Consider the following 21,521-nt stretch of genomic DNA (forward strand, 5'->3'; position numbering starts at 1 on the left):
TATTTGCTAAATACAAATTGATAGTTTTTGACATTGTAAATAAAATAATCTACGTTTTAATCAGAAAATATTTTTCTACTCCGAGAGGGCAATAGTTAGCGCCATCTAATTTATTGTTTTCCTTGGGAAGATGACCCACCAACCCACTCTCCCGAAGCAGAAGTTTTGGAAATAATTTTTCAACTTCTAATGGAGGCATAATATGGGAACATTTAAATTCACTTTGTTTTTCTTTTTGCTTACTACACAAATTTGCTTTGGGCAGTGGGTGCAAGTTGGACTTAATGGTGAAACCCTCAAAGACATTGCTGTGCAGGACCAAAATATTTTTGCTGTTACTGAGGATGATGGAAAATTATATCGTTCTACTGATAACGGTGCTAACTGGACGATGATAGTTGACTCGTGTGCACGTGAAGTGGCAATATCCCAAGCAGGAAAAATCTTTATGGTTGTGAAGGATGGTTTGAATGGAATCTTTGAGTTGAAATCTTTGCATTATTCTAATGATAATGGCAATACGTGGATTTTGTCAAATATTATGGAGCAAATATCGGATTCTCTGCCCTGTATAATGGGGGGATATTGTCCTTATAATATATCAGTTGGTCCAACTGGAATTATTTTTTGTTATGTTGCTCAACGTGGTCCATTAGCGGGTTGTGGTTATGAGGATTATTTCTGCATATCCACTAACGACGGATTAACCTGGAACATTCCAACCGGATTTTCTGATAATAGAGGTGGGGCACTATTTGATTTTAGAAATCAGTATGTAATTACTTATGGAATGCATATGGCTATGGGCGAAGTGGGATACTGGCTATCCTTTTCATCAGATCATGGTATTATGTGGGAGGTTATTGGCGGCCTTGATGGACATTCTGACCTAGTTGGCATTTTTTCAAACGGTAACATTATTTTGTCTGGACCCTGGAATTTGCCAGGAATTCAAATATCCACTGATATGTGCAGTACCTGGACACAAATATCGACGATTACTACTCAGGTTGGCTTATCTTGTTCAAGCGGTTCTTCAGAAGGAATACTAATTGGAACAGATGATTTAGGTGTCTTTCTATTCTCAGATGAAGGTGACAGTTTAGGTTCAAGAAATGAAGGACTCACTAATCTAAGTATCCACTCACTTTCGCTCGATAATAATGGATATGTATATGCTGGAACAGAAAACGGAGTGTGGAGAAGACCACTCTCTGAAATAGTTACCTCAATTGACAACGAGCCAACTCAACCAACAGAATTTATACTTGAGCAAAACTTTCCCAATCCATTTAATCCATCAACGAGCATCCAGTATCAAGTATCCAGCATCACGCACGTTTCCATGGTAGTCCACGATATTCTTGGCAATGAAATAGAAACACTGGTCAACAAAGAAAAACCAGCAGGCACTCACGAAGTAACCTGGTATGCAGAGAATTTACCAAGCGGAGTTTATTTCTATCAACTTAAAGCAGGAGAGTCTATCAAAACTAAGAAAATGATTCTCCTTCGTTAACACTAAGGAGGACAAGTTTTAATCCAATAAAGATTTTAAATAAAGACTTTCGATTCCAATCTCAGCGATACTATTGTGAAAATAAAATGATTGCAATAGGAATCTGATCCCCACCCAAAATAAATAACATTTAGAGTGCTCAATCATATTGTATTTATTCTCGACTGAACGCCCTGATAAATAAAAACTTATTAGGAGGTTCTATATGAGAAAGTTATTACAAACCCGGTTATTCTTTTTTCTGGTAATAATGATCCCCGCTATCTCACAGGCACAGAATTCATTGACTCATAGTACAGGAAACTAAAAAGTAACTATTATGGGCAAGCAGATGGATGCTTTGCCCGCCGGATTTCCGCAGACTTTTATAACGCAAAACTCATCAACGGATTTTATTCCCCCAAAAAATATTTTCATTAACTGATAGTGAGGTTAAGATGAAAAAAATTCTAAACATTTTATTAATGCTGATTTGCTTTGAATCAAATTCTATTGCACAATGGTTATGGCAAAATCCTTACCCGCAGGGTAATGCTTTAAAAAGTGTAAGTTTTCTTGCAAGTGTTGCAAATAGAGGCTGGGCAGTTGGTGAACTTGGAACCGCAATTTATACAACAGATGCGGGCGTAACCTGGCAGCTTGTTAATCTTGGTACTAAAGAAAATCTTAATTGTGTTTTTATGCACAGTGATACACAAGTATTTATCGTTGGTGATAATGGATTAATTATTTATATCTATGATAACGGCGGAACTTTTGAAATCACTTTTCAAACCAGCAGCACTGCAGAAAATCTCAGGTCAGTGACTTCCCACGTTAACGGCTGTTCATGGATAACCGGAGATGGCGGAACAGTTTTAAGATCGACTGATATGGGTGATACCTGGATTGACCAGAGTACAGCTTATAACGGAAATCTTTATTCGCTTCATAATATTGAATGCACAACTGCATGGGTCACCGGGTTGAATGGATATGTGATGAATACGACTGACTGGGGAATTAGCTGGCATGTAAAATCAACACCAACTACATCCCACTTATTTTCAATAGATATTGGCACATTTGATTATATACGTGCGGTTGGAAATTCCGGAACAATGATACTCACAACTAATCAAGGTGCTTCATGGATAACAGAAACCACCGGAACAACTTCAAATTTATATAACGTATTTAATATTGGTTATGCAAGAGCCTATGCAGTTGGTGGAAATGGTGTTATTCTTGAAACTACCGATGTCGGAGAGCCGTGGATTCAACGTAACTCAGGGACTTATGTTTCACTCTATGATATAGATGATATATACGGCTCAAACGACATGTATGTAGTGGGTAATTATGGACTCATTCTGAAAAACTCCGGAACGGGAACAGATTTTACAATTCAGAGTAAGGGAACTATTAAATGGATTCACTCATTAGAGTTTGTTAATACAAGTAAAGGATGGGCAGTTGGCGGGGACTACTATGCTCCTATTAATAAAGGAGTATTTTTAAGAACAACTGATGCGGGAAATACATGGATTGAAACCAATACACTAATTCCGCTCAACTCGGTTGACTTCATAAATGAAGATGAAGGATGGGCTGTTGGTGAAGACGGTACAATAAGGCATACAATAAACGGAGGAGAAAGTTGGGGAACCCAAACCTGTCCGATAAGTTCAGATTTAAACGCTGTACATTTTATTGATGAAAACTACGGCTGGGCTGTTGGAGATTACGGAGATATTATCCGCACTACAAATGGCGGAACAAGCTGGTCCACTCAAAACAGCACAACCCCAAACTGGTTGTACGGAGTGCATTTTGTAAACTCAACAACAGGCTGGGCTGTTGGTTTGGATTCAACAATCGTTCATACAACAAACGGAGGCGCAAACTGGGAACGACAAATATTCGAAACCACAAATAATTTCAGGTTCACAGATGTATTTTTTATTGATGAAATGCATGGATGGGTAGTCGGAGTTGTTGGAAGCATATTCCTAACAACTGATGGCAGCGCAACCTGGCAGCAGATCCCTAGCGGAACATATGAAAGCTTCGGTTCAGTTCATTTTACTGATTATAATAATGGATGGATTGTTGGGAATGCGGGTACAATTTTGAGAAGCAGGGACGGAGGATTTACATGGGAACAACAGTTCAGCGGTGTATCTGCAAATACATTAACATCCGTTTGTTTTGTTGATACTATGAATGGATGGGCTTCCGGTGAAGGAGGCACAATTATTCATACAACTGATGGCGGTGGAATTGTAAATGTTGAAGTCATAAAAACCACAACTGTTTTGCCGGACAATTTTTTACTCTTACAAAATTACCCTAATCCCTTTAACCCAAGCACAACTATCAGTTGGCAATCTCCTGTTGCCGGACATAATTCTATAAAGTTATTTAATGTACTTGGAAGAGAGATTGAAACAATTGTTGACGGATATTTCGAAGCTGGCAATCATTCTACATTGTACATTGTAAATTCTACATTACCATCCGGTGTTTATTTCTACCAACTAAGAGCAGGTGATTTCATTCAAACAAAAAAAATGATCTATCTTAAATAGTTTTAAGGAGGAATAAATGAAAGCGATATTTTTTGTTTTTGTTATTCTCATACTTTTGTTATTCACTTCCTACTGTCCTGGTCAGGATATTGAAGGAAGCAAAGATCATCCAATGTTCAACCGGATGTCGGGATTTTATATTACTGACTATACAGCCGAAGATTTCGGCTCGTATGAATTCTATTACCTTGATAAGTCTGAAATAATTGAAGGAAAAAAGACAATCATATATTATGTAAGTGACAATCAAGTGGGCGCTCTTAAAATCGTGAGAAATTTTTCTAATGCTATTAAGAAATTGGGAGGACAAGCCTATGAGGAGGGTGATAACAGGGTTGTCCTTATACTTAAAAACGGAAATGCTGAGACCTGGGCTGAAGTATGGGCTGCCAGTGATTATTATACTCTTACTGTTATCGAAAGAGGCGAAGTAGAACAGGAAATAACAGCAAATGCAATTCTTGAGGAACTGAATAAAACCGGTAAAGCAATTCTCTACATTAATTTCGATTCCGGTAAATCCACGATCAAACAGGAGTCAATGCCCGTTGTTGAGCAGATAATTGAAATGATGAAACTGGCGGCTGATATTAATATAAGTGTTGAAGGGCATACTGACAGCGACGGCAGCAATGAATCAAACCTTAAACTCTCAGAGGCAAGAGCAAAAGCGGTTGTTGACGCGATTGTTAAGGGAGGAATAATTACATCACGTTTATCATCTGCAGGATTTGGAGAAGAAAAACCAATCGCTGATAATAGTACAGATGAAGGCAAAGCCAAAAACAGGAGAGTAGAGCTTATAAAAAAATAATATAATGCTGATACACTCATAATATCTCTCCTTTGTTGATGCTGATCTGACAATAAAAAATGATTCAAACTAAAAGTCAGAAAAAAAAATTTAATTCAACCCTGAATACACTACTTAATCCCTGAACAAAAAAATATTACTTAGGAGGAAACAATGAACCGAATTATACTGATCGGTCTTTTACTGATTTCTTTCTGCGGTACTCTCTATTCACAAAAAACTTTTTTTACAAAAAAGAATGCTGATTATGGTATCGCAATAGGCGCATGGCTTGGCGGCGAAGTAAGTCTCGCTGATCTTGGAATGGACATCGATAAAGAGGTTGGATTCCTTCTCCAGAGCTTCATCGATTTTTACCTCATTGAAAAACTCGCCTTCGGAGTTTATGCAAATTATTCCAGCCTTTCTTTTGATGATGTCGATAACACAGCATCAATGTACGAATTCGGTATTGCTATAAAACCAAGATTCATACTTGGGACCGGTTCTACTGCGATCAAGCCGGGGCTTCAGCTTGGGTACCGTGTCGAGTCGACTGATATAAGCGGAGTTGATGATGTAAGTGCTTTCGGTTTAAACCTGAGTGTTGAATTCCAGTTTAATGTTAAGAGTAATATTATGCCCTTCGGGGTAATAGGATTTTTAAGTCAGCCCGCAGGCGGCAACGATGATACTGACGTGACATTTGCACCGATCTTTTATTTAGGCGGCGGTGTAGTTTTTTAAACTTCAGTTTTTACTAAACTATTGTTAGTGAAATTGAAATTTACTCCAGCCACACTCCGAACAAAGTTAAATACATATACCTGTAAATATCCGTGTTGTCTATCTTGCCTTTCATTCTTTCTGCGTTAAGTCCATGTGCGCGTGCAACAACTGAACCGCTTAAATCACCATAAGCAGACCACACGATACCGAATGGAAAACTTTTTCCGTTTTTATCGGGCGCTGATATGAACGGAAGCGTGCCGGTACCTTCACGTCCGTCGATAGGTGCGCCGTTTGCATCGTTGGTTGGAAGGGGATTATCAGGACTAAGATTCGGAATTTCATAACCACTTGCTTCAAGTCCACCTGCTTCACTATCTGCCGCTGTTACTAAAAGAGTGTTTGGATTTTTATCAATAAACTTCAGCACTTCACCGATAGCGAGATCAGCGTTGTGTAATGCTTCAAGTTTTCCGTTAGCATTATTTTTGTTTCCAAGATTGTCGGTTCCTTCTTCTTCAACTACGAGGAAAAATTTTCCTTTGCGTGATAAAAACTCTAATGCAAATTTTGTCATCTCATTTACAGTCGGCGCTTCAGGAGAAAAATTTTTAAGCCCTGCTGCTTTTAGATCCTCTTCAGTTCTGTCATTAAACGTATGACGCGCGGCAAAAACACCAAGCACTTTCTTTTCATCGTAAGTAGTTTTCATCAACTCATCTTTTGAGTAAATGACTTTGTAACCGTTCTGCTTTGCCCACTCAATAAGATTCAATCCATCAGTTCTTTTACCGCCTGTCGAATACCTTCCGCCCACTCCTTCCGGCAGTAGAAAATCTTCACCGCCAGAAAAAATAAGATCAGCGCCTGATTGAATTACATCCTTTGCAATTTCAGTATAGTTAGCGCGTTTAATATTACTCGAAACAAAAACCGCTGTGCCCGGTTCTTCAATTGAACCGGAATTAATTATTCCTGTATAAATTCCCTGCGACATCGCCTCTTTCATTATACTCATTCGTTTACCGGAACGTGAAAGAGTTATCTGCTCATCAGTCATTCCAAAATCATTAAGGTCTGCTTTAACACCGTAAGCGTGAATTGTAGCTCCCGCATTTGATGAGGAAGTGATCCTGTTCCTTATATGTCCCTGGTACAAACCAACAGAAGAAAGTTTATCCCAGTTAAGTTCACTGTCAGGACCAACTGTCAGAATACGCAGCGCGTTCCAGTCTGCCAGACCTGTTCCATCGGGATGAATAAAAATTACATTACCCGTTTTGTTTTGAGTATATACAATTAACTGTAAAAGAAAAATGACTGTTGCCGCAAAAAATATTTTCATCTCGTTCTCCCGAAACATTTACAATAAACTAACACAAAAATAAAAACTAACAGTTAATGATGTATTAATTAAGTGTTAAAAAACTGCATAGCCGGTTAAAAACTTGTATGATTGATTTGGTGAATGACTGAATGAAGGGGAGAACCGAAGACAGTTGCTGGATACCGGATGCTGGATACTGGATTCCAGATGCCGGATACAGGGTGCTGGATAACTTTGTAAAACATAAATTGTCTGTCTAAGGTGGAATGGTTGAGCTTAATTAGTTAAGGAGTTTTGGTTTGGAAATGAGTACATTCTGATTCACGTTTAGTACATTTCCGTTGCCGTTTAGTACATTTGAATTGTAATTGAGTACGTTTTTGTTGTAGTTTAATACATTTCCGTTGTATTTAAGTACATTTTCGTTGTAAACAAGTACAATTCAATTGTAGTTTAGTACATTTTAATTGTAATTTAGTACATTGCCATTGGCATTTAATACATTTTGATTGCAATTTAGTACATTCAAAAGAGAATTTTATTTGTTTTTTTTGAATAAATAAAGGAAAGGATATGTCTTATGTTAAAGTTTAATTTTAAGACTGTGTTTGCGGCACGCGGTATTCAGAGTCCTACCGGGTTTTTGAGGAAGGCAGGGTTTTCGCCTTTTACCGCTTCTTATATTGCAACTGGTAAGCTGGAGAAGTTGAATTTAAAGCAGCTGGAGAGGCTGTGCATTTTGCTGAATTGTACGCCTCACGATTTGCTTGAGTGGGAGCCTGACAGCAAGCTGGGTGAGCCAGGCAGGTTTGAGTTGAGCAGGTTGATTGGAGGAAAGAAGGTGTTGTCTATTCAGGATGAGTTGAAGGGGTTAACGCTGGAGAAGGTGGGAGAGGTGCAGAGGTTTATTGAGGAGAAGAGGAGCGAGGGAAGTTGAGAGAGTTATGAATTCCGCCACAAGCGGACAGGTTTGAGTTATGAGTTAAGAATTTTGGATGGATGTAATTTTGTTTGATAAAGAAGTGAGGGTTAGAATATAGGAATAGTCACGGAGTGATCTGCCATAGGGACAGGCGTGACTGCCAATTAATTAAACCTCACCCCCGCCCCCTCTCCTTGTAAAGGAGAGGGGCTGATGGGTTAAGAAAAATTATGGTTGAGTTTTATTTTTGGTTGCTTTAAGTTGCTGTTGAGTTTATATCGCCCCTAGTTATCTTATCCAGAATCCCGGGGCAGTGCTTTGAGGCAGTTGTACAGGTTAGGCTTGTATGTGGAAAGCGGATCGGGAATAATAATTTTAGCAGAAGCCAGGAGAAAGAAGTAAGTAGTAAGAATTTATGCGGGATAACATTCTTTTATATCAGGCATGTTAGACCGCATTAAGTTTTGAATTTAATTTGAAAAAGATGTTTTGGTTGTAATCTAACATGCTTGTCGCCGGTGTGTTAGACCGAATACTGTGGGGATAATTATAAGTTAGGTTGTAATTTCTGAAGGATAATCTTTTATGAAAAATTATAAAAAATCCAAATATTTATTTGGAATTTTATTTTTCTTACTTTTTTTATTGTTACCATATCAGTTCTTGTGGGGTAAATTGTTCCCTTATTCACCAGTGAAATTAGGTTTTAAAAAAATTGAATTGTCTAACATTGTCGTATTCGTGCAAGATGGTTCCGAAGCTTACAATTATAAATTTCTAGATTCATTAATCCCTTCAGTTGAAAAATTTCATAAGCTAAAATTTGTTCACAAACCTGAAATAATATTTTTTCGGGATGCAGATAGCTATTATCAACTTACAACTACAAAAGCACGTTTTTACGCATATCCTAACGGTAGTTTAGTCGTCTCACCTTGGGCTGTTAAAGAAGCACTTGATAATGAGATATCAATGGAAATTTATCTTAAACACGAACTATCGCATACACTTTTATATGAACATATGGGATTTATAACTGCTTATTTCTTTTATCCTCGATGGCTATTAGAAGGAATTGCAGTTTACAGCTCAAATCAAATGGGAACATCCTGGTATCCAAGCAAAAAAGATACTTATCAACATATCGCTCAAGGATCATTTTTGCATCCTGAATATTTTAACACAAAAAAAGAAGATGAAGCAATACTTAATGTGAAAAATAAATTAGCTTTTATCTATTCGGAATTTGCGTGCATTGTTGATTATCTTAATGAACAATATGGTAAGGATAAATTCCAGAATTATATGGTTAAACTATTAAATAGCTGGCAACCAGAAAAAGTATTTAAAGATGTATATGGAATTGATTTTTATACCTGTTTAAATGATTTTAAAAAATATGTTAAAGAACATAATTACTAAACAACCTAACCTCTTTAATCACTCAAAGACGGACAAGTAGGTATGGAGCCACATAGTGGCAGGTAATGTCGTGAAAAAAATAGTTCGGGTTGATCTATTTAAATAGGATTCTTTAGAGAAATAAACGTGCAGGTAAGGTATTAAATAATTTTAAACTTTGTGCTGTGTTTTAACATATGAAGTTGTTAGACAACAAAAGTAAGCGAGGTTAAATATGACTGTTAATAGTGTCCTTCGTTCAATGGCAGTTTCCGCTAGAAGAGCGGAAAGAGAATCTTTAAGAAGACAAAGAGAATACCAAAGACATTTAAAACAACAAGCTAAATATCAAGCTATTGAAGAAGCTGCACTCGAAGTTGAAGAATATGAAAATAGAATTTTGTTACTGAAATCAATGCATCAAGATTGTAGTGAAATATGGAACTGGGAAAATGTTAAAGAATCTAATCCGCCCAACAAACCTATAAAGAAATTGGATAACGAAACTACAGCTACAAACAAACTAAACAATTTCAGACCAAGTTTTTTTGACAAAATATTTAAAAAGGTTGAATTGAAAAAGTCTAATCTAAAAGAAGAAATTATACGTGCTAGACAAAAAGACGAAAGAGAATATCAAAAAGAAGTTGAAAAATATAACATAGCATTTACTGAATGGACGGAAATTCGTGATTTAGCAACAAAAATATTAGATGGAGATTTAACTGCATTTAAAGATGCTATTGAGCAAGTTGAACCATTCGGTGAAATTAAGGAAATTGGCTCATCAGTTGAATTTAAAATTATCAATTCAAAAGAAATTGATATTACGCTAAATGTTAATTCGTCGGAAACTATTCCATCAGAAGAAAAAACTCAATTAAAGAGCGGGAAATTATCTGTTAAACAAATGCCGAAGGGAAAATTTTACGAGCTTTATCAAGATTATGTTTGCAGTTGTGTATTAAGAGTTGCAAGAGAAACATTTGCACTTTTACCAATAGAAAAATTGTATATCACTGCTGTAGCGGAATTATTAAATTCTAAAACTGGGTTTATTGAAAATCAACCAATACTATCGGTATTAATTCCGAAACTTTCTCTAAATAAATTAAATCTTTCTATGATTGACCCATCTGATTCAATGAAGAATTTTGTTCATAATATGAACTTAAAAAAAACTTCTGGCTTTGATGTGGTTGAGAGATTACAATATTAATGCCCTGTTGGCTAACATCGTTTATCCTTCAAAGACGCACAAGTAGGTAAAGAATCCAACCTCGGCGAGTGATTAATAGCACACAAGAAAAAATATTTAAACCCCAAGTACATTTCCTGGTTTTGAATTCTGACCTTTCATTTTTAATTTCCTTTCAGCAAGTCCTTTTAATAAAATTCTTAACAATGAAATTGAAAGTGAGATCATTATGATTTTTATCATGATATTCTTAGCAGTGTTTATGATAAACGGGTTTAACAAGTCAACAGAAATAAAAAGCAACATTTCAAACAAAGGAGCAGTGATTATGCCCGAAAGTAAAAAGGTGACAGGAATAGGAGGGATTTTTTTTAAATGCAAAAGTCCTGAGCAGATGAGAGAATGGTACAGTAAAAATCTTGGACTCGTGACAAATGAATATGGTTCAATGTTCGAATTCAGGGAATCAGAACCGCCGCACGAAAAGGCATACCTGCAATGGAGTCCGTTTAAGGAAACCACAAAATACTTTGAGCCATCGGACAAACAGTTTATGATAAATTATCGAGTTGAAAACCTGGAAGCGCTTGTTGAAGAGTTGAAGAAAGATGGTGTGACTGTACTTGATTCAATCGCAGTTTATGACTACGGAAAGTTTGTTCATATACTTGATCCGGAGAACAACAAAATTGAGTTATGGGAACCCGCACCTGTTACAGATTCAAATGAATTTCCCGGTGAGACTACAAAGTAAATATTTGTAAGTTGTAAGTTCAATTAGATACTTGATCCTTGATGCTGGATACTGGAAGTTCTTTAGTAAATGAACAGGAAAGTAGGGCGCATTAACATTTATAAATAAATTATTTTTGGTCTAAGCTTTCTTATAATTTTTCTTTCTTGTTAAGCCAATGATTAATCCAAGGCCTCCAATTGTAACACAGATAATTCCCCAGAAAAAAATGTTATAATAATCGACTATAACCCTGTAAATAAATGTGAAAAGGAAAAGTCCCAGTCCTGTTAACTGCCAGGTAATATCTTTTTCAAAACGTGTTTTGTTTTCAATCTCAGGTTTCAGGTTAAACAGAATTTTTAATTCATTCCATTCCCAAAATATCAAAATGCAGTTTGCTAAAAGCATCATTCCGGTTATTACCGGTGTTAAAGCAAAGTAGTATGAAATTGTAATTACAAAAATGTTTGATGTGATGGGGAATGCCAGCAATGCACCAGGTTTTGAGTACCGCTGCGTCATTAATAAAAATCCAGCAGCAAGTTGACCAAGCCCTATAAATTTCCAGTATAAACCTGATTGATACATCGTTTCAAAAAAGTGCCAAGCTGAATTGATTGGTTCATTTTCACCGCTGAGAGTTGTAAACCGGTAACCTTTAATTTTAATCAGACTCGCAAATACAAGTGCGCCGCCAATTAAATAGCGGGTGTAAACGACAAAAATCTGTGCGAATAAGTTTTCTTTGACTTTGTTTAGCGCATTCATTTTTAAATCCATTTATTAATAAAAAATATTCAACCGGTCAGGAATGGATGGAAGTGTAAAAATCAGGAAGATATTGCTGATAAAATTATTTTAAGACTATAAGAGTTTGGTGAAATCAATTATACATGTGATGAGAGGGGGAATAGCTGTATGAAGTAATCAATCCAATACTTCTTTTACCCGCCCTACCTCACCTGTTTCAAGGCGGACTTTAATTCCGTGTGGATGTCTTGGGGATTTTGTCAGAATATCTTTAACATATCCTTCCGTTAATTCACCGGTTCGCTGATCTTCTTTCATTACAATTTTTACATGCATACCGGGTTTTATATCTGAGCGTTTTATTTCATTCATTGCTTTTTTTTCTCATTTAGTGCGGACAAATTTAATTAATAAATCCGGAAATAAATTTATTAATGGATGATTACTTAATCCCTTACTGTATATTTGCATCACAAAAATAATTTATTGCTAATGCCCGATAATGTTACTCCCGTTATTCTAACCGCACTTGAATTGGAAGTTCACTTTGGTGAACAGGTAATACTTGATAAAGCTTCGTTAAGTGTTCACGAAGAAGATCGTATTGGTCTTGTCGGGAGGAATGGTGCTGGCAAATCAACATTCTTAAGAATTATTTCCGGTTTGATGCCTCCGGATTCAGGTGAAGTTGCGAAGAAAAAAAATCTTGTAACGGGTTTTCTTTCCCAGGATTTCAGTTTGGTTGAATCATCAACTGTGTATCAGAATGTTCTTGATGGCGCGGATGCGGAAACAGAACTAATAAAGCAGTATGAACAAACTCCGTTTGATGCACCGAACAAACATCATCTTGAAGAAATAATTTTGAGAAAGGATTCATGGAATCTTGATAAACGGATCAACATACTCATTCAATCACTTAACGCACCTGATGCTGAAAGGATTGTATCAACACTTTCCGGTGGAGAAAAAAGGCGTGTTGCACTTTGCCGTGCATTAATATCCAAACCTGACATGTTAATACTTGATGAACCGACAAATCATCTCGACACAACATCAATTGAGTGGCTTGAAAATTTTCTCGCTGATTATAAAGGCACTTGTATCTTCGTCACACACGACCGTTACTTCCTTGACAGAATTGCTAACAGGATAGTTGAACTTTCAAATGGAAATTTTTATTCACATCCAGGAAACTATACTGATTATCTTATCAATAAATCAGAACGACAGGCGATAAAAGAAGTTGAAGAACGTAAACGACAGATGTTTTTGAAGCGTGAACTAGAATGGGTTAAACGCGGTCCGAGAGCGCGGCGTACTAAGTCAAAAAGCCGTCTGGATAATTTTTATGAGTTATCCTCCCAATCAAATGATGATGTTGAACTGGATGTTGATCTGATTATTCCACCTGCAGATCGGTTAGGTAAGAAAGTTGTGGAATTAAATAATGTCGGAATAACTCTCGAAGACAAATTGCTTTTTCGAAATTTTAACTTTGCATTTGAAGCCGGAAAGAAAATAGGAATAGTCGGGCATAACGGCGCGGGTAAAACAACTTTGTTAAAAATAATTCTTGGACAAGTGATCCCGACTCAAGGCAAAATTGAAATAGGCGAGAACACTCAATTCAATTATGTTGACCAGGCTCGTCTCTTACTGAATGATGAGGATACAGTTATCAAAGCAATTGGTGAAGGAAATGAAACCGTAAAGTTCGGCAAGTATCAGTTAAGTGTGTGGACTTATTTAAGAAGATTTCTCTTTGCAGATGACAGGATCAATACTCTGGTAAGCAGACTTTCAGGCGGAGAAAAAAGCAGGCTCACACTTGCTAAAATTTTATGTGCCGGCGGAAATTTTCTTATGCTTGATGAACCGACAAATGATCTTGACCTGCCGACATTAAGAATACTTGAAGAAGCATTGATTGCATTCGAAGGCTGTGTTGTTGTTGTAAGTCACGACAGGTATTTTCTTAACCGTGTATGTTCCGGCATAATTGCATTTGAAGGCGACGGTGAAATTTATTACAGCGAAGGTGATTATGATTATTACATTCAAAAAAGAAATCAAAGAATTACTGAACACGTTGTCGAAAAACCGAGAGAGCAAAAAGAAGAGATCAAGGTTAAGTCAAAACCAAAGAAGCTTAGTTACAAAGATTCACTTGAGTTAGATTCAATCCAGGAAAAAATTATTGAAGCAGAATCTGAAGTTGAAAGAATTGAAAAAATTTTTGTTTCACCTGACTTCTATGAAAAATATGCTGCACAAACCAACCAGTTAAATCATCAGCTTGAAGAAGCAAAAGAAAAAGTAAAGTTACTTTATGACAGATGGGAAGAGTTAGAGAAGAAAAAACAGGAGTTATTGTAAAAAATATTTCTCTGTCACCCAGAGCCAGTCGAAGGGTGACAGAGAAGAAATAATTTATGCAGCTTTTACTTCAGCCTGGACTTTGTTGAACTCTGCAAGAATTTCAATTTTAACTTCGTTGCTTACTACAACTCCGCCAGCTTCGGTCAATGCATTCCATTGAAGACCAAAATCAAACCGGTTAACTTTGCCGTGAATTTCAAAGCCTGCAACTTCAGCTCCGCCAAAACCGGCAACGGTTCCGTTGTAAACAACATCAAGAGTAATTTCTTTTGTGATGTCGCGTATGGATAAGTCTCCGGTTACTTTCAATTCATAATCAGAAATTTTCTTTACTGATTTAGAAACGAATGTCATCTTTGGATGATTCGCCGCATCAAAAAAGTCCGCTGATTTCAGATGGGCATCTCTCTGTCCGTTTTTTGTATTGATACTATCAATATCGGCTTCAAATTTTATAATAGCATCGCTGAAGTCATCTTTAGCTGTTTCAATTGATGCTTCGTAGTTTGTAAAACTTCCTCTTACTGTTGAAACCACAAGGTGTTTAACTTTGAAGTTAATTTCAGAGTGTGCTGAGTCGATATTCCATTTTGTCATTTTAATTTCCTTTCAGATTTTAGTTTTGTTAAATGAACTACTCAAAACTAATCACCTGCATACAGCAGTGCATTCACACGCGGTAATAAATTTTATTAACATAGGTTAATTGTATAAGGAAATGATCTTTACGGATGGGGTTGCGTTTTGAAGGAATTGAAATAAAGACTTGAAACAAATTCACAGTCTTTATCGACCATACGTAGATAAGCTGATTGTTACAGAAAAATCTTATTTACTTTTCGGCAAGTTCCTTGCGAATCCTGCTTAATGATTGCGGCGTTATACCAAGATATGATGCAATCTGATTTTGTGGTATTTGTTCAAAAAGTTCAGGATAAGTATTTATAAATTTTAAATATCTTTCTTCGGCTGATGCACTGAGTGAATCAATTAATCTTTGATTAGTCGCAATGTTATTTGACTCAAGTAATAAACGGAAAAACCTTTCCATCTTTGGACAGTTATCAAGTAAAATTTCTCTGTCATTTCTTTCAAGCAAAAGAATTTCTGAATCCTGCAAAGCATCGATATTATACTGCGAAGGTAAACCAGTTAAAAAGCTATTCATATCAGAGATCCACCAATCCGCTATCGCAAATTGTATTATGTGTTCAGCGCCTTTGTTATCTACGGAATAAATGCGGAGGCAGCCCGAAGTGACAAATCCGGCGTATCTGCATGCTTCGCCTTCCTGCAAAAGGTATTGATGTTTCCTGAGTTTTTTATGTGTGAAAAATTTTGAAGTTATTTCAAATTCTTCATCCGTAAGATGAACTCTTTTTTCAATATGATTTCGAAGGAGATTGAACATAATTCTGGCTTCTAATTTTAGTTTGTAAAATTATTCCGTTTGGCTTTTTATATAAGCACTAACTAACAATGAATAAATCGCGCTATCCAAAAATTTTCCTTCATAAAAATAATTTTCTTTGAAATATGCTTCTCGCACAAATCCATTCCTTTCAAGAAGTTTTATTGATGCTTCGTTAAAAGGATTTACATTAGCTTCAACGGAATGAAGTTTCATCACATTAAATCCATAGTCAAGAACTTCTGAAAATGCTTCCTGCATAATTGCTTTACCATGAAATTCGGGCAGAAGAACATATCCTGCTTCGGCACGATAATGTTCCTTCTTAATATTCCAGTAACAAATTGTCCCGACAAGTTTTGGATTTTCTTTAATCGTAATTGCCCATGTAACTGCTTCATTGTTTTTTTCGAGATCAGAAATTGACTGCAAAAATATTTTAGCGTCCTCCAGAGTTTTAGCCGGGGGTCTGTCAAGATATTTCATAACAACAGGATCTGAGCGGAGAAGAAAAATTTCATCCGCATCACTCATTTCAACTTTTCTTAAAAGTAACCTGTTTGTAGTTAGTACAGGAAAATTACTGAAATCCAATTGCAGCATATTGTTCTGTTAGAATATTTATATATTTATTTTAAAGATAGGAAGATTTCAAAAATATTTTTAGGATTAATAATGAAGACTGATCTTGCTGAAATAAGACTAACATTGATAAATATGCTGACTGCAAATGTTCCGCCTTTAAAAGTAAATAAAAATTCAAGCTTGGTGTTTGAGGTTACAGGGACAAAGGAAGTAATGCAGGGAAAACAAAAAGTCCCGGGTTTTTATTTCGGTAGTGTGGTACCAAAGCCAAAAGATGTGCGACTATATTTTTTCCCAATATATACTAATGTAAATAAATTTGATAAAAGATCGGAAGAATTAAAAAAATGTCTGAAGGGAAAAAGTTGTTTTCATATTAAAAAACTTAGTGCAGAGCTTGAAATAGAAATTGAAAAGATGATAAAATTGGGGGTGGCTTTATATAAAAAAGATAACCTGATCTGATTCCAAAACTAATTAAGAATAACGTCTCAAAATCATTACTAAATATGAACAAAAATCTAAGGTAAAGTAATGTTTAAACTTGCCGATAATAATTGAATGATGGTATATAATCATCAATAAGATGCAATTGAAGTTATAATATTTCACTTAAGAGTTTTATTTGTTATTTTCAACTTGAAGTTTGAAAAGGAAAAGACAATTATTGTCGAAATTTTTTGTGGTGAATTATGCAGCAAAAAATTAAACGGGCAACAGGGGCGAATTCAAAATGCTCAAATTATTGTTTGGCTTTCCTAAAATATTATAGTTTTTATTTTTTATCAAATGTGTTCAGTTCAGAGATACGACTGATTAAGCTGGTTTTGAATAATTAAGGATAGAGACTTTATGGAATCGGTTCTGCATTTATTAAATATGCAAGTATCTTAACCATTAAGGGGTGAGCAAAATGGAGAGCGATCATACTATCAGGATAGTTTTTGTCGAAGACTATCTGCCGGATATGGACCTTGCTGTAAAACGTCTTGAAAAAAACGGCATACTAGTTAATCCGGTTCGCGTGGAATCAGAAAAAGAATTCCGCAATGCATTAATAAACTTTCAGCCTGACATTGTTATTACAGATTATATCCTTCCTTCATTTGAAGGTAAAAAAGTTCTCATCATTTCTAAAGAATCCGATCCTGACCTGCCCGTAATAATTTTGACCGGAACAATTAACGAAAAGATAGCTGTAGATTGTATGAAAGCCGGTGCCGCGGACTATGTGCTTAAATCAAACCTGGAACGTTTACCTTTTGCCGTAAGTGAAGCTTTAAAGAAAAAGCAAACGATCAAAGAAAAAAAGGCAGCCGAAGCATCTGCAAAAGAAGGTATGGAAACATTCCGCCGTTTATTTGAGGCATCAACAGATCCAATACTACTGATTGAAAAAACAGTTTTTGTTGATTGCAATCCCTCGACTGTAGAAGTACTTGGATATGCTTCGAAAGATCAGATCATCGGTAAAAATCCATGGCAGCTTTCACCCGAAATGCAGCCGGATGGTAAAAAATCAGAAATTTCCGCTGCAGAAAAAATACAGACTGCATTGGAGAAAGGTTACAACAGGTTCGAGTGGCTTCATTCAAAAGCTGATGGATCTGAATTTCCAGTAGAAGTTATGCTAACCCCGGTGATGATAAACGGGAAACAACTTTTTCATGTTATTTGGCGCGACATTTCTTCAAGAAAAATAATTGAAGAAGAACTAAGAACCACTCTCTATAGTATCGGTGACGGAGTAATCACAACCGATATCTATGGAAAAATAAAAAGAATGAATTCAGTCGCCGAAGAACTAACCGGATGGAAAGAAGTTGAGGCTTCGGGAAAACCACTGATCGAAATATTCAGAATAATAAATGAGGACACCGGATTAGAAGTTGAAAATCCTGTTCAAAAAGTTATAAAGGAAGGATTAATAGTCGGACTGGCAAATCATACCTTGCTTATAAACAGGAACGGAAAAGAAATACCGATTGCAGACAGCGGCGCACCGATCAAATCTTCCACTGGGGTAACTAAGGGGGTTGTATTAGTATTTCGCGATCAGACTGCAGAAAGAGAATCTGAAAGAAAAATTAAAGAGAATGATTTACTTCTTGAAGATATTCAGGCACGTGTTCATCTTGGCGGCTGGGCACTTGACCCATCCACCGGGACTGGTATCTGGTCAAAGGAAATGTTCAGATTGCATGGATTAGAACCTTCCGACGTACCCCCACTGTTTGAGCAATTTCTAACTTATGTTCATCCTGAAGACAGAGAAGAATTATTGAGAAGGCAGAAAGAATCAATTGAGAATAATATTCCTTTCAACTTTGAATATAGAACAAATCCGGATGTTTGTCCTGCGCGGATTATAAACGCGAGATTTGAAATTGTAAGAGGTTCCGATGGTCAACTGATCAAATTAGTAGGAATAAACCTCGATGTAACGGCACAGAAACAAGCAGAAGCCGAAACTAAAAAAAGATTTGAGATTCAGGATCAGCTAGCAAAAGTCGGGGCAAGTGTACCGGGTGCAATTTGTTCTTTTGTAAGAAGAGCAGACGGAACTAATTTAATGGGATTTACAACACCGGAAATTGTTGATTTATATGGTATAGCTGAAGAAGTATTGCATAATGATTTAACAACCTTATTCGCAAATATTAATCCAGATGATATTCAAAATTTCATTAACTCTGTAAATCGTTCAGCAGAAACCATGACAGCATGGCACGCTGTATACCGCTATAACCACCCGTACAAGGGTGAAAGATGGATGGAAGGTCATTCTCTCCCTGTCGATGGAGGTGATGGTTCAATTACATGGCATGGTTTTGTGATGGATATTACTGATACTAAAAAACATGAAACCGAATTAAAATTTCTTAATGATAAACTTCGGCAGGTGATCGATCATGTACCTCATTTAATATTTGCAAAGGATATTGATGGTAAATTTTTACTTGTAAATAAAGCGATTGCTGATGCATACGGAACAACAGTTGACAGTCTGAGAGGGAAAAGGGATTCTGATTTTACACCTACCGCTAAGGAGGTTGAACACTTCAGAAAAGATGACCTTGAAGTTATAAATTCAGGTAAACCAAAGCTGATCCCCGAAGAAACGGTCACAAACAATAAAGGTGAACAAAAAATTTATCAGACGTTTAAAACACCATTTACGTTTTCAGGCGCAGACAAACCCGCTGTACTGGGTGTTGCTATTGATATCACTGAAAGGAAAAAAGCAGAAGAAGCCTTAAAAGAAAGTGAAGAAAAATTCAGACGTGTGGTGCAAAGTGCGGAAGCGATACTATTTGTACTCGACGAAAATGGCATTTTCACTTTATCCGAAGGACTTGCATTAAAAAAACTAAACCTTGAGCCAGGCCAGGTAGTTGGAATGTCGGCGTTAGAGATTTATAAAGATCATCCATCAATTTATAACAGCATTCTTGAAGCACTTAAAGGAAAAGTAGTCAGAGTAAAAAATGATGTTGGAGATTCCACTTTTGATACCGTCTATTCTCCTTACATCACATCAACGGGAAAAGTTGCCGGCGTTTTAGGAATTGCAATTGATGTGACAGAAAGATATAAAGTTGAAGAAGCTTTAAAGGAAAGCGAAAACAGATACCGGTTTATGGTTGAGACCTTGACTGTAGGAATTGTGATTCATACAGATAATAAAATACTCTTTGCCAATGATGCAGCAATAAAAATGATGGGGGCAGAATCTTTAGAACAAATAAAAGATAAGACAGTTATTGAATTTATTCATCCGGATGAACGTAACCGAATTCTTAATTTAATTAATGCTTCGTACTCAGGAGAAATAAGCGGAGAAATCCTTAGAAATGTTGAAGAAAGGATTATCAGGATCGATGGTTCAATTATAACAGTGGAAGCATCGGCGATTACAATTAATTATCATGGAAAACCTTCACTCATGGTTATGTTCAATGACATCACCATCAGAAAGCAGGCTGAGACAGAACTTATACGCGCCAAAGAAAATGCCGAACTATCTAACAGACTGAAAGACGCTTTTATTGCAAACATATCTCATGAAATACGCACACCTTTAAATGGAATACTTGGGATGAAGAGTCTTATCCAGGAATCATTCTCAAGGTTTGCCTCAAAGGATGAAGAATTTTATTTCAATTCAATCGACAGATCAAGTAAGCGCCTGATGCGTACAGTTGATATGATACTTAACTTTTCACGCATACAGGCAGGTGATTTCCCCATCAATCCTAAACCGCTTGATCTTCAGAATATCATAAAAAATCTTTTGGGTGAATTTCAGATCGCCGCTGAATCAAAATCCATCAAGCTAAACTTTATTGATCAGGTAAATGACCTGCGTGTTATAGCGGATGAATATACTACAACACAGGTAATTGCAAACCTTCTTGACAATGCTATCAAATACACCAAAGCTGGTCATGTAAATGTACTGCTATATAAAAATGAACAAAATCATATAATGATAGATGTGATCGATACAGGGGTTGGAATATCAGAAGATTACCTTCTTCATTTGTTCCAGCCCTATAGTCAGGAAGAATTTGGATACAGCAGATCATATGAAGGAATAGGACTCGGTCTTTCCATTGTAAGTAAGTTTGCTGAAATGAACAATGCAAAGATATTCGTTAAAAGTAAAAAAGGTGAGGGTTCGACTTTTACTGTTCACTTCATAGAAGGCACAGTTGAAAAACCGAAAAAGATTCGTGGACCCAAGAAAAAAGATAAAGATGAAAAACAAGTGGTTATTGCCGAATCCAAAAGAAAGGATAAACCTTATATACTTATTGTTGAAGATGATTTGACAAGCCAGGAATTGATGAAAACCATCCTGCGTAAATATTATATAGTTAATATTGCAACAACCGCGCAGGAAGCTCTTGATGCGCTAAAAGAAAATCCGTATGAGCTAATCCTGATGGATATTTCTATTAGAGGCGGTGTAAACGGGTTGGAACTAACAAAACAGTTGCGGAAAACTCCTGAATACAGTGATATTCCGATTATTGCTGTTACAGCGCATGCATTTCCGTCAGATCATCAGCGTTCTCTTGAAGCAGGATGTAATGAATATATCTCAAAACCGTTTGAGTCTAAGGAATTATTAGAAAAGGTTAGAGAACAGTTGGAATAATGATTCGTGTTTGGTTGTGATTTTTTAAAATGAA

Annotated in this window: 17 protein-coding genes; 11 read left to right on the forward strand and 6 right to left on the reverse strand. The window is 36.3% G+C overall.

Annotated elements, in window-relative coordinates:
• Nucleotides 1–202: 202 nt before the first annotated feature.
• The 4 genes from IPM56_01470 (at nt 203) to IPM56_01485 (ending at nt 5,629) form a co-directional block, all read left to right on the forward strand.
• On the forward strand, nt 203–1,519 hold the full coding sequence (locus tag IPM56_01470) for a T9SS type A sorting domain-containing protein (GenBank protein QQS36652.1): 1,317 nt from the start codon (nt 203–205) through the stop codon (nt 1,517–1,519).
• 437 nt (nt 1,520–1,956) lie between these two features.
• A complete protein-coding gene (locus IPM56_01475; protein QQS36653.1) occupies nt 1,957–4,089 on the forward strand; it encodes a T9SS type A sorting domain-containing protein in 2,133 nt (710 codons plus the stop codon).
• Nucleotides 4,090–4,105: 16 nt separating this feature from the next.
• On the forward strand, nt 4,106–4,903 hold the full coding sequence (locus tag IPM56_01480; protein ID QQS36654.1) for an OmpA family protein: 798 nt from the start codon (nt 4,106–4,108) through the stop codon (nt 4,901–4,903).
• A 153-nt stretch (nt 4,904–5,056) separates the two neighbouring features.
• On the forward strand, nt 5,057–5,629 hold the full coding sequence (locus IPM56_01485) for a hypothetical protein (GenBank protein QQS36655.1): 573 nt from the start codon (nt 5,057–5,059) through the stop codon (nt 5,627–5,629).
• Between the two features lie 40 nt (nt 5,630–5,669).
• Here IPM56_01485 and IPM56_01490 read toward each other — a convergent pair whose 3' ends face one another.
• Nucleotides 5,670–6,974 (reverse strand): alkaline phosphatase, encoded by a 1,305-nt coding sequence (locus tag IPM56_01490; protein QQS36656.1) that lies wholly within the window; start codon nt 6,972–6,974, stop codon nt 5,670–5,672.
• Nucleotides 6,975–7,518: 544 nt separating this feature from the next.
• On the opposite strand from IPM56_01490, the gene IPM56_01495 reads away from it, so the two are divergent.
• From IPM56_01495 to IPM56_01510, 4 genes are all read left to right on the forward strand, one after another.
• On the forward strand, nt 7,519–7,875 hold the full coding sequence (locus IPM56_01495; GenBank protein ID QQS36657.1) for a helix-turn-helix domain-containing protein: 357 nt from the start codon (nt 7,519–7,521) through the stop codon (nt 7,873–7,875).
• A 570-nt stretch (nt 7,876–8,445) separates the two neighbouring features.
• Nucleotides 8,446–9,282, forward strand: a complete 837-nt coding sequence (locus tag IPM56_01500; protein QQS36658.1) for a hypothetical protein — start codon at nt 8,446–8,448, stop codon at nt 9,280–9,282.
• Nucleotides 9,283–9,496: 214 nt separating this feature from the next.
• The gene (locus tag IPM56_01505) at nt 9,497–10,480 is read left to right on the forward strand and encodes a hypothetical protein (protein QQS36659.1); all 984 of its coding nucleotides are present in this window, start codon (nt 9,497–9,499) and stop codon (nt 10,478–10,480) included.
• A 307-nt stretch (nt 10,481–10,787) separates the two neighbouring features.
• Nucleotides 10,788–11,213: a VOC family protein gene (locus IPM56_01510; GenBank protein QQS36660.1), complete on the forward strand. Its 426-nt coding sequence runs from the start codon at nt 10,788–10,790 to the stop codon at nt 11,211–11,213.
• A 120-nt stretch (nt 11,214–11,333) separates the two neighbouring features.
• On the opposite strand, the gene IPM56_01515 is transcribed toward IPM56_01510, so the two are convergent.
• Nucleotides 11,334–11,963: a hypothetical protein gene (locus tag IPM56_01515; GenBank protein QQS36661.1), complete on the reverse strand. Its 630-nt coding sequence runs from the start codon at nt 11,961–11,963 to the stop codon at nt 11,334–11,336.
• A gap of 159 nt (nt 11,964–12,122) precedes the next feature.
• Nucleotides 12,123–12,317 (reverse strand): YwbE family protein, encoded by a 195-nt coding sequence (locus tag IPM56_01520; GenBank protein ID QQS36662.1) that lies wholly within the window; start codon nt 12,315–12,317, stop codon nt 12,123–12,125.
• Between the two features lie 120 nt (nt 12,318–12,437).
• Between IPM56_01520 and IPM56_01525 the strand changes: the two genes are divergently transcribed.
• Nucleotides 12,438–14,324, forward strand: a complete 1,887-nt coding sequence (locus IPM56_01525; GenBank protein QQS36663.1) for an ATP-binding cassette domain-containing protein — start codon at nt 12,438–12,440, stop codon at nt 14,322–14,324.
• Between the two features lie 54 nt (nt 14,325–14,378).
• Here the strand turns inward: IPM56_01525 and IPM56_01530 are convergent, their stop codons facing one another.
• From IPM56_01530 to IPM56_01540, 3 genes are all read right to left on the reverse strand, one after another.
• On the reverse strand, nt 14,379–14,924 hold the full coding sequence (locus IPM56_01530) for a YceI family protein (GenBank protein ID QQS36664.1): 546 nt from the start codon (nt 14,922–14,924) through the stop codon (nt 14,379–14,381).
• A gap of 235 nt (nt 14,925–15,159) precedes the next feature.
• Nucleotides 15,160–15,738, reverse strand: a complete 579-nt coding sequence (locus tag IPM56_01535; GenBank protein QQS36665.1) for a Crp/Fnr family transcriptional regulator — start codon at nt 15,736–15,738, stop codon at nt 15,160–15,162.
• Between the two features lie 30 nt (nt 15,739–15,768).
• Nucleotides 15,769–16,341: a GNAT family N-acetyltransferase gene (locus tag IPM56_01540; GenBank protein ID QQS36666.1), complete on the reverse strand. Its 573-nt coding sequence runs from the start codon at nt 16,339–16,341 to the stop codon at nt 15,769–15,771.
• Nucleotides 16,342–16,413: 72 nt separating this feature from the next.
• Here IPM56_01540 and IPM56_01545 point away from each other — a divergent pair, with 72 nt between their 5' ends.
• Entirely contained in the window at nt 16,414–16,788 is a 375-nt protein-coding gene (locus IPM56_01545) for a hypothetical protein (GenBank protein QQS36667.1), read from the forward strand.
• Nucleotides 16,789–17,236: 448 nt separating this feature from the next.
• Nucleotides 17,237–21,487, forward strand: a complete 4,251-nt coding sequence (locus IPM56_01550; GenBank protein ID QQS36668.1) for a PAS domain S-box protein — start codon at nt 17,237–17,239, stop codon at nt 21,485–21,487.
• The last annotated feature ends 34 nt before the right edge of the window (nt 21,488–21,521 follow it).

The organism is Ignavibacteriales bacterium (assembly GCA_016700155.1).
In the GTDB taxonomy this organism is placed as follows: domain Bacteria; phylum Bacteroidota; class Ignavibacteria; order Ignavibacteriales; family Ignavibacteriaceae.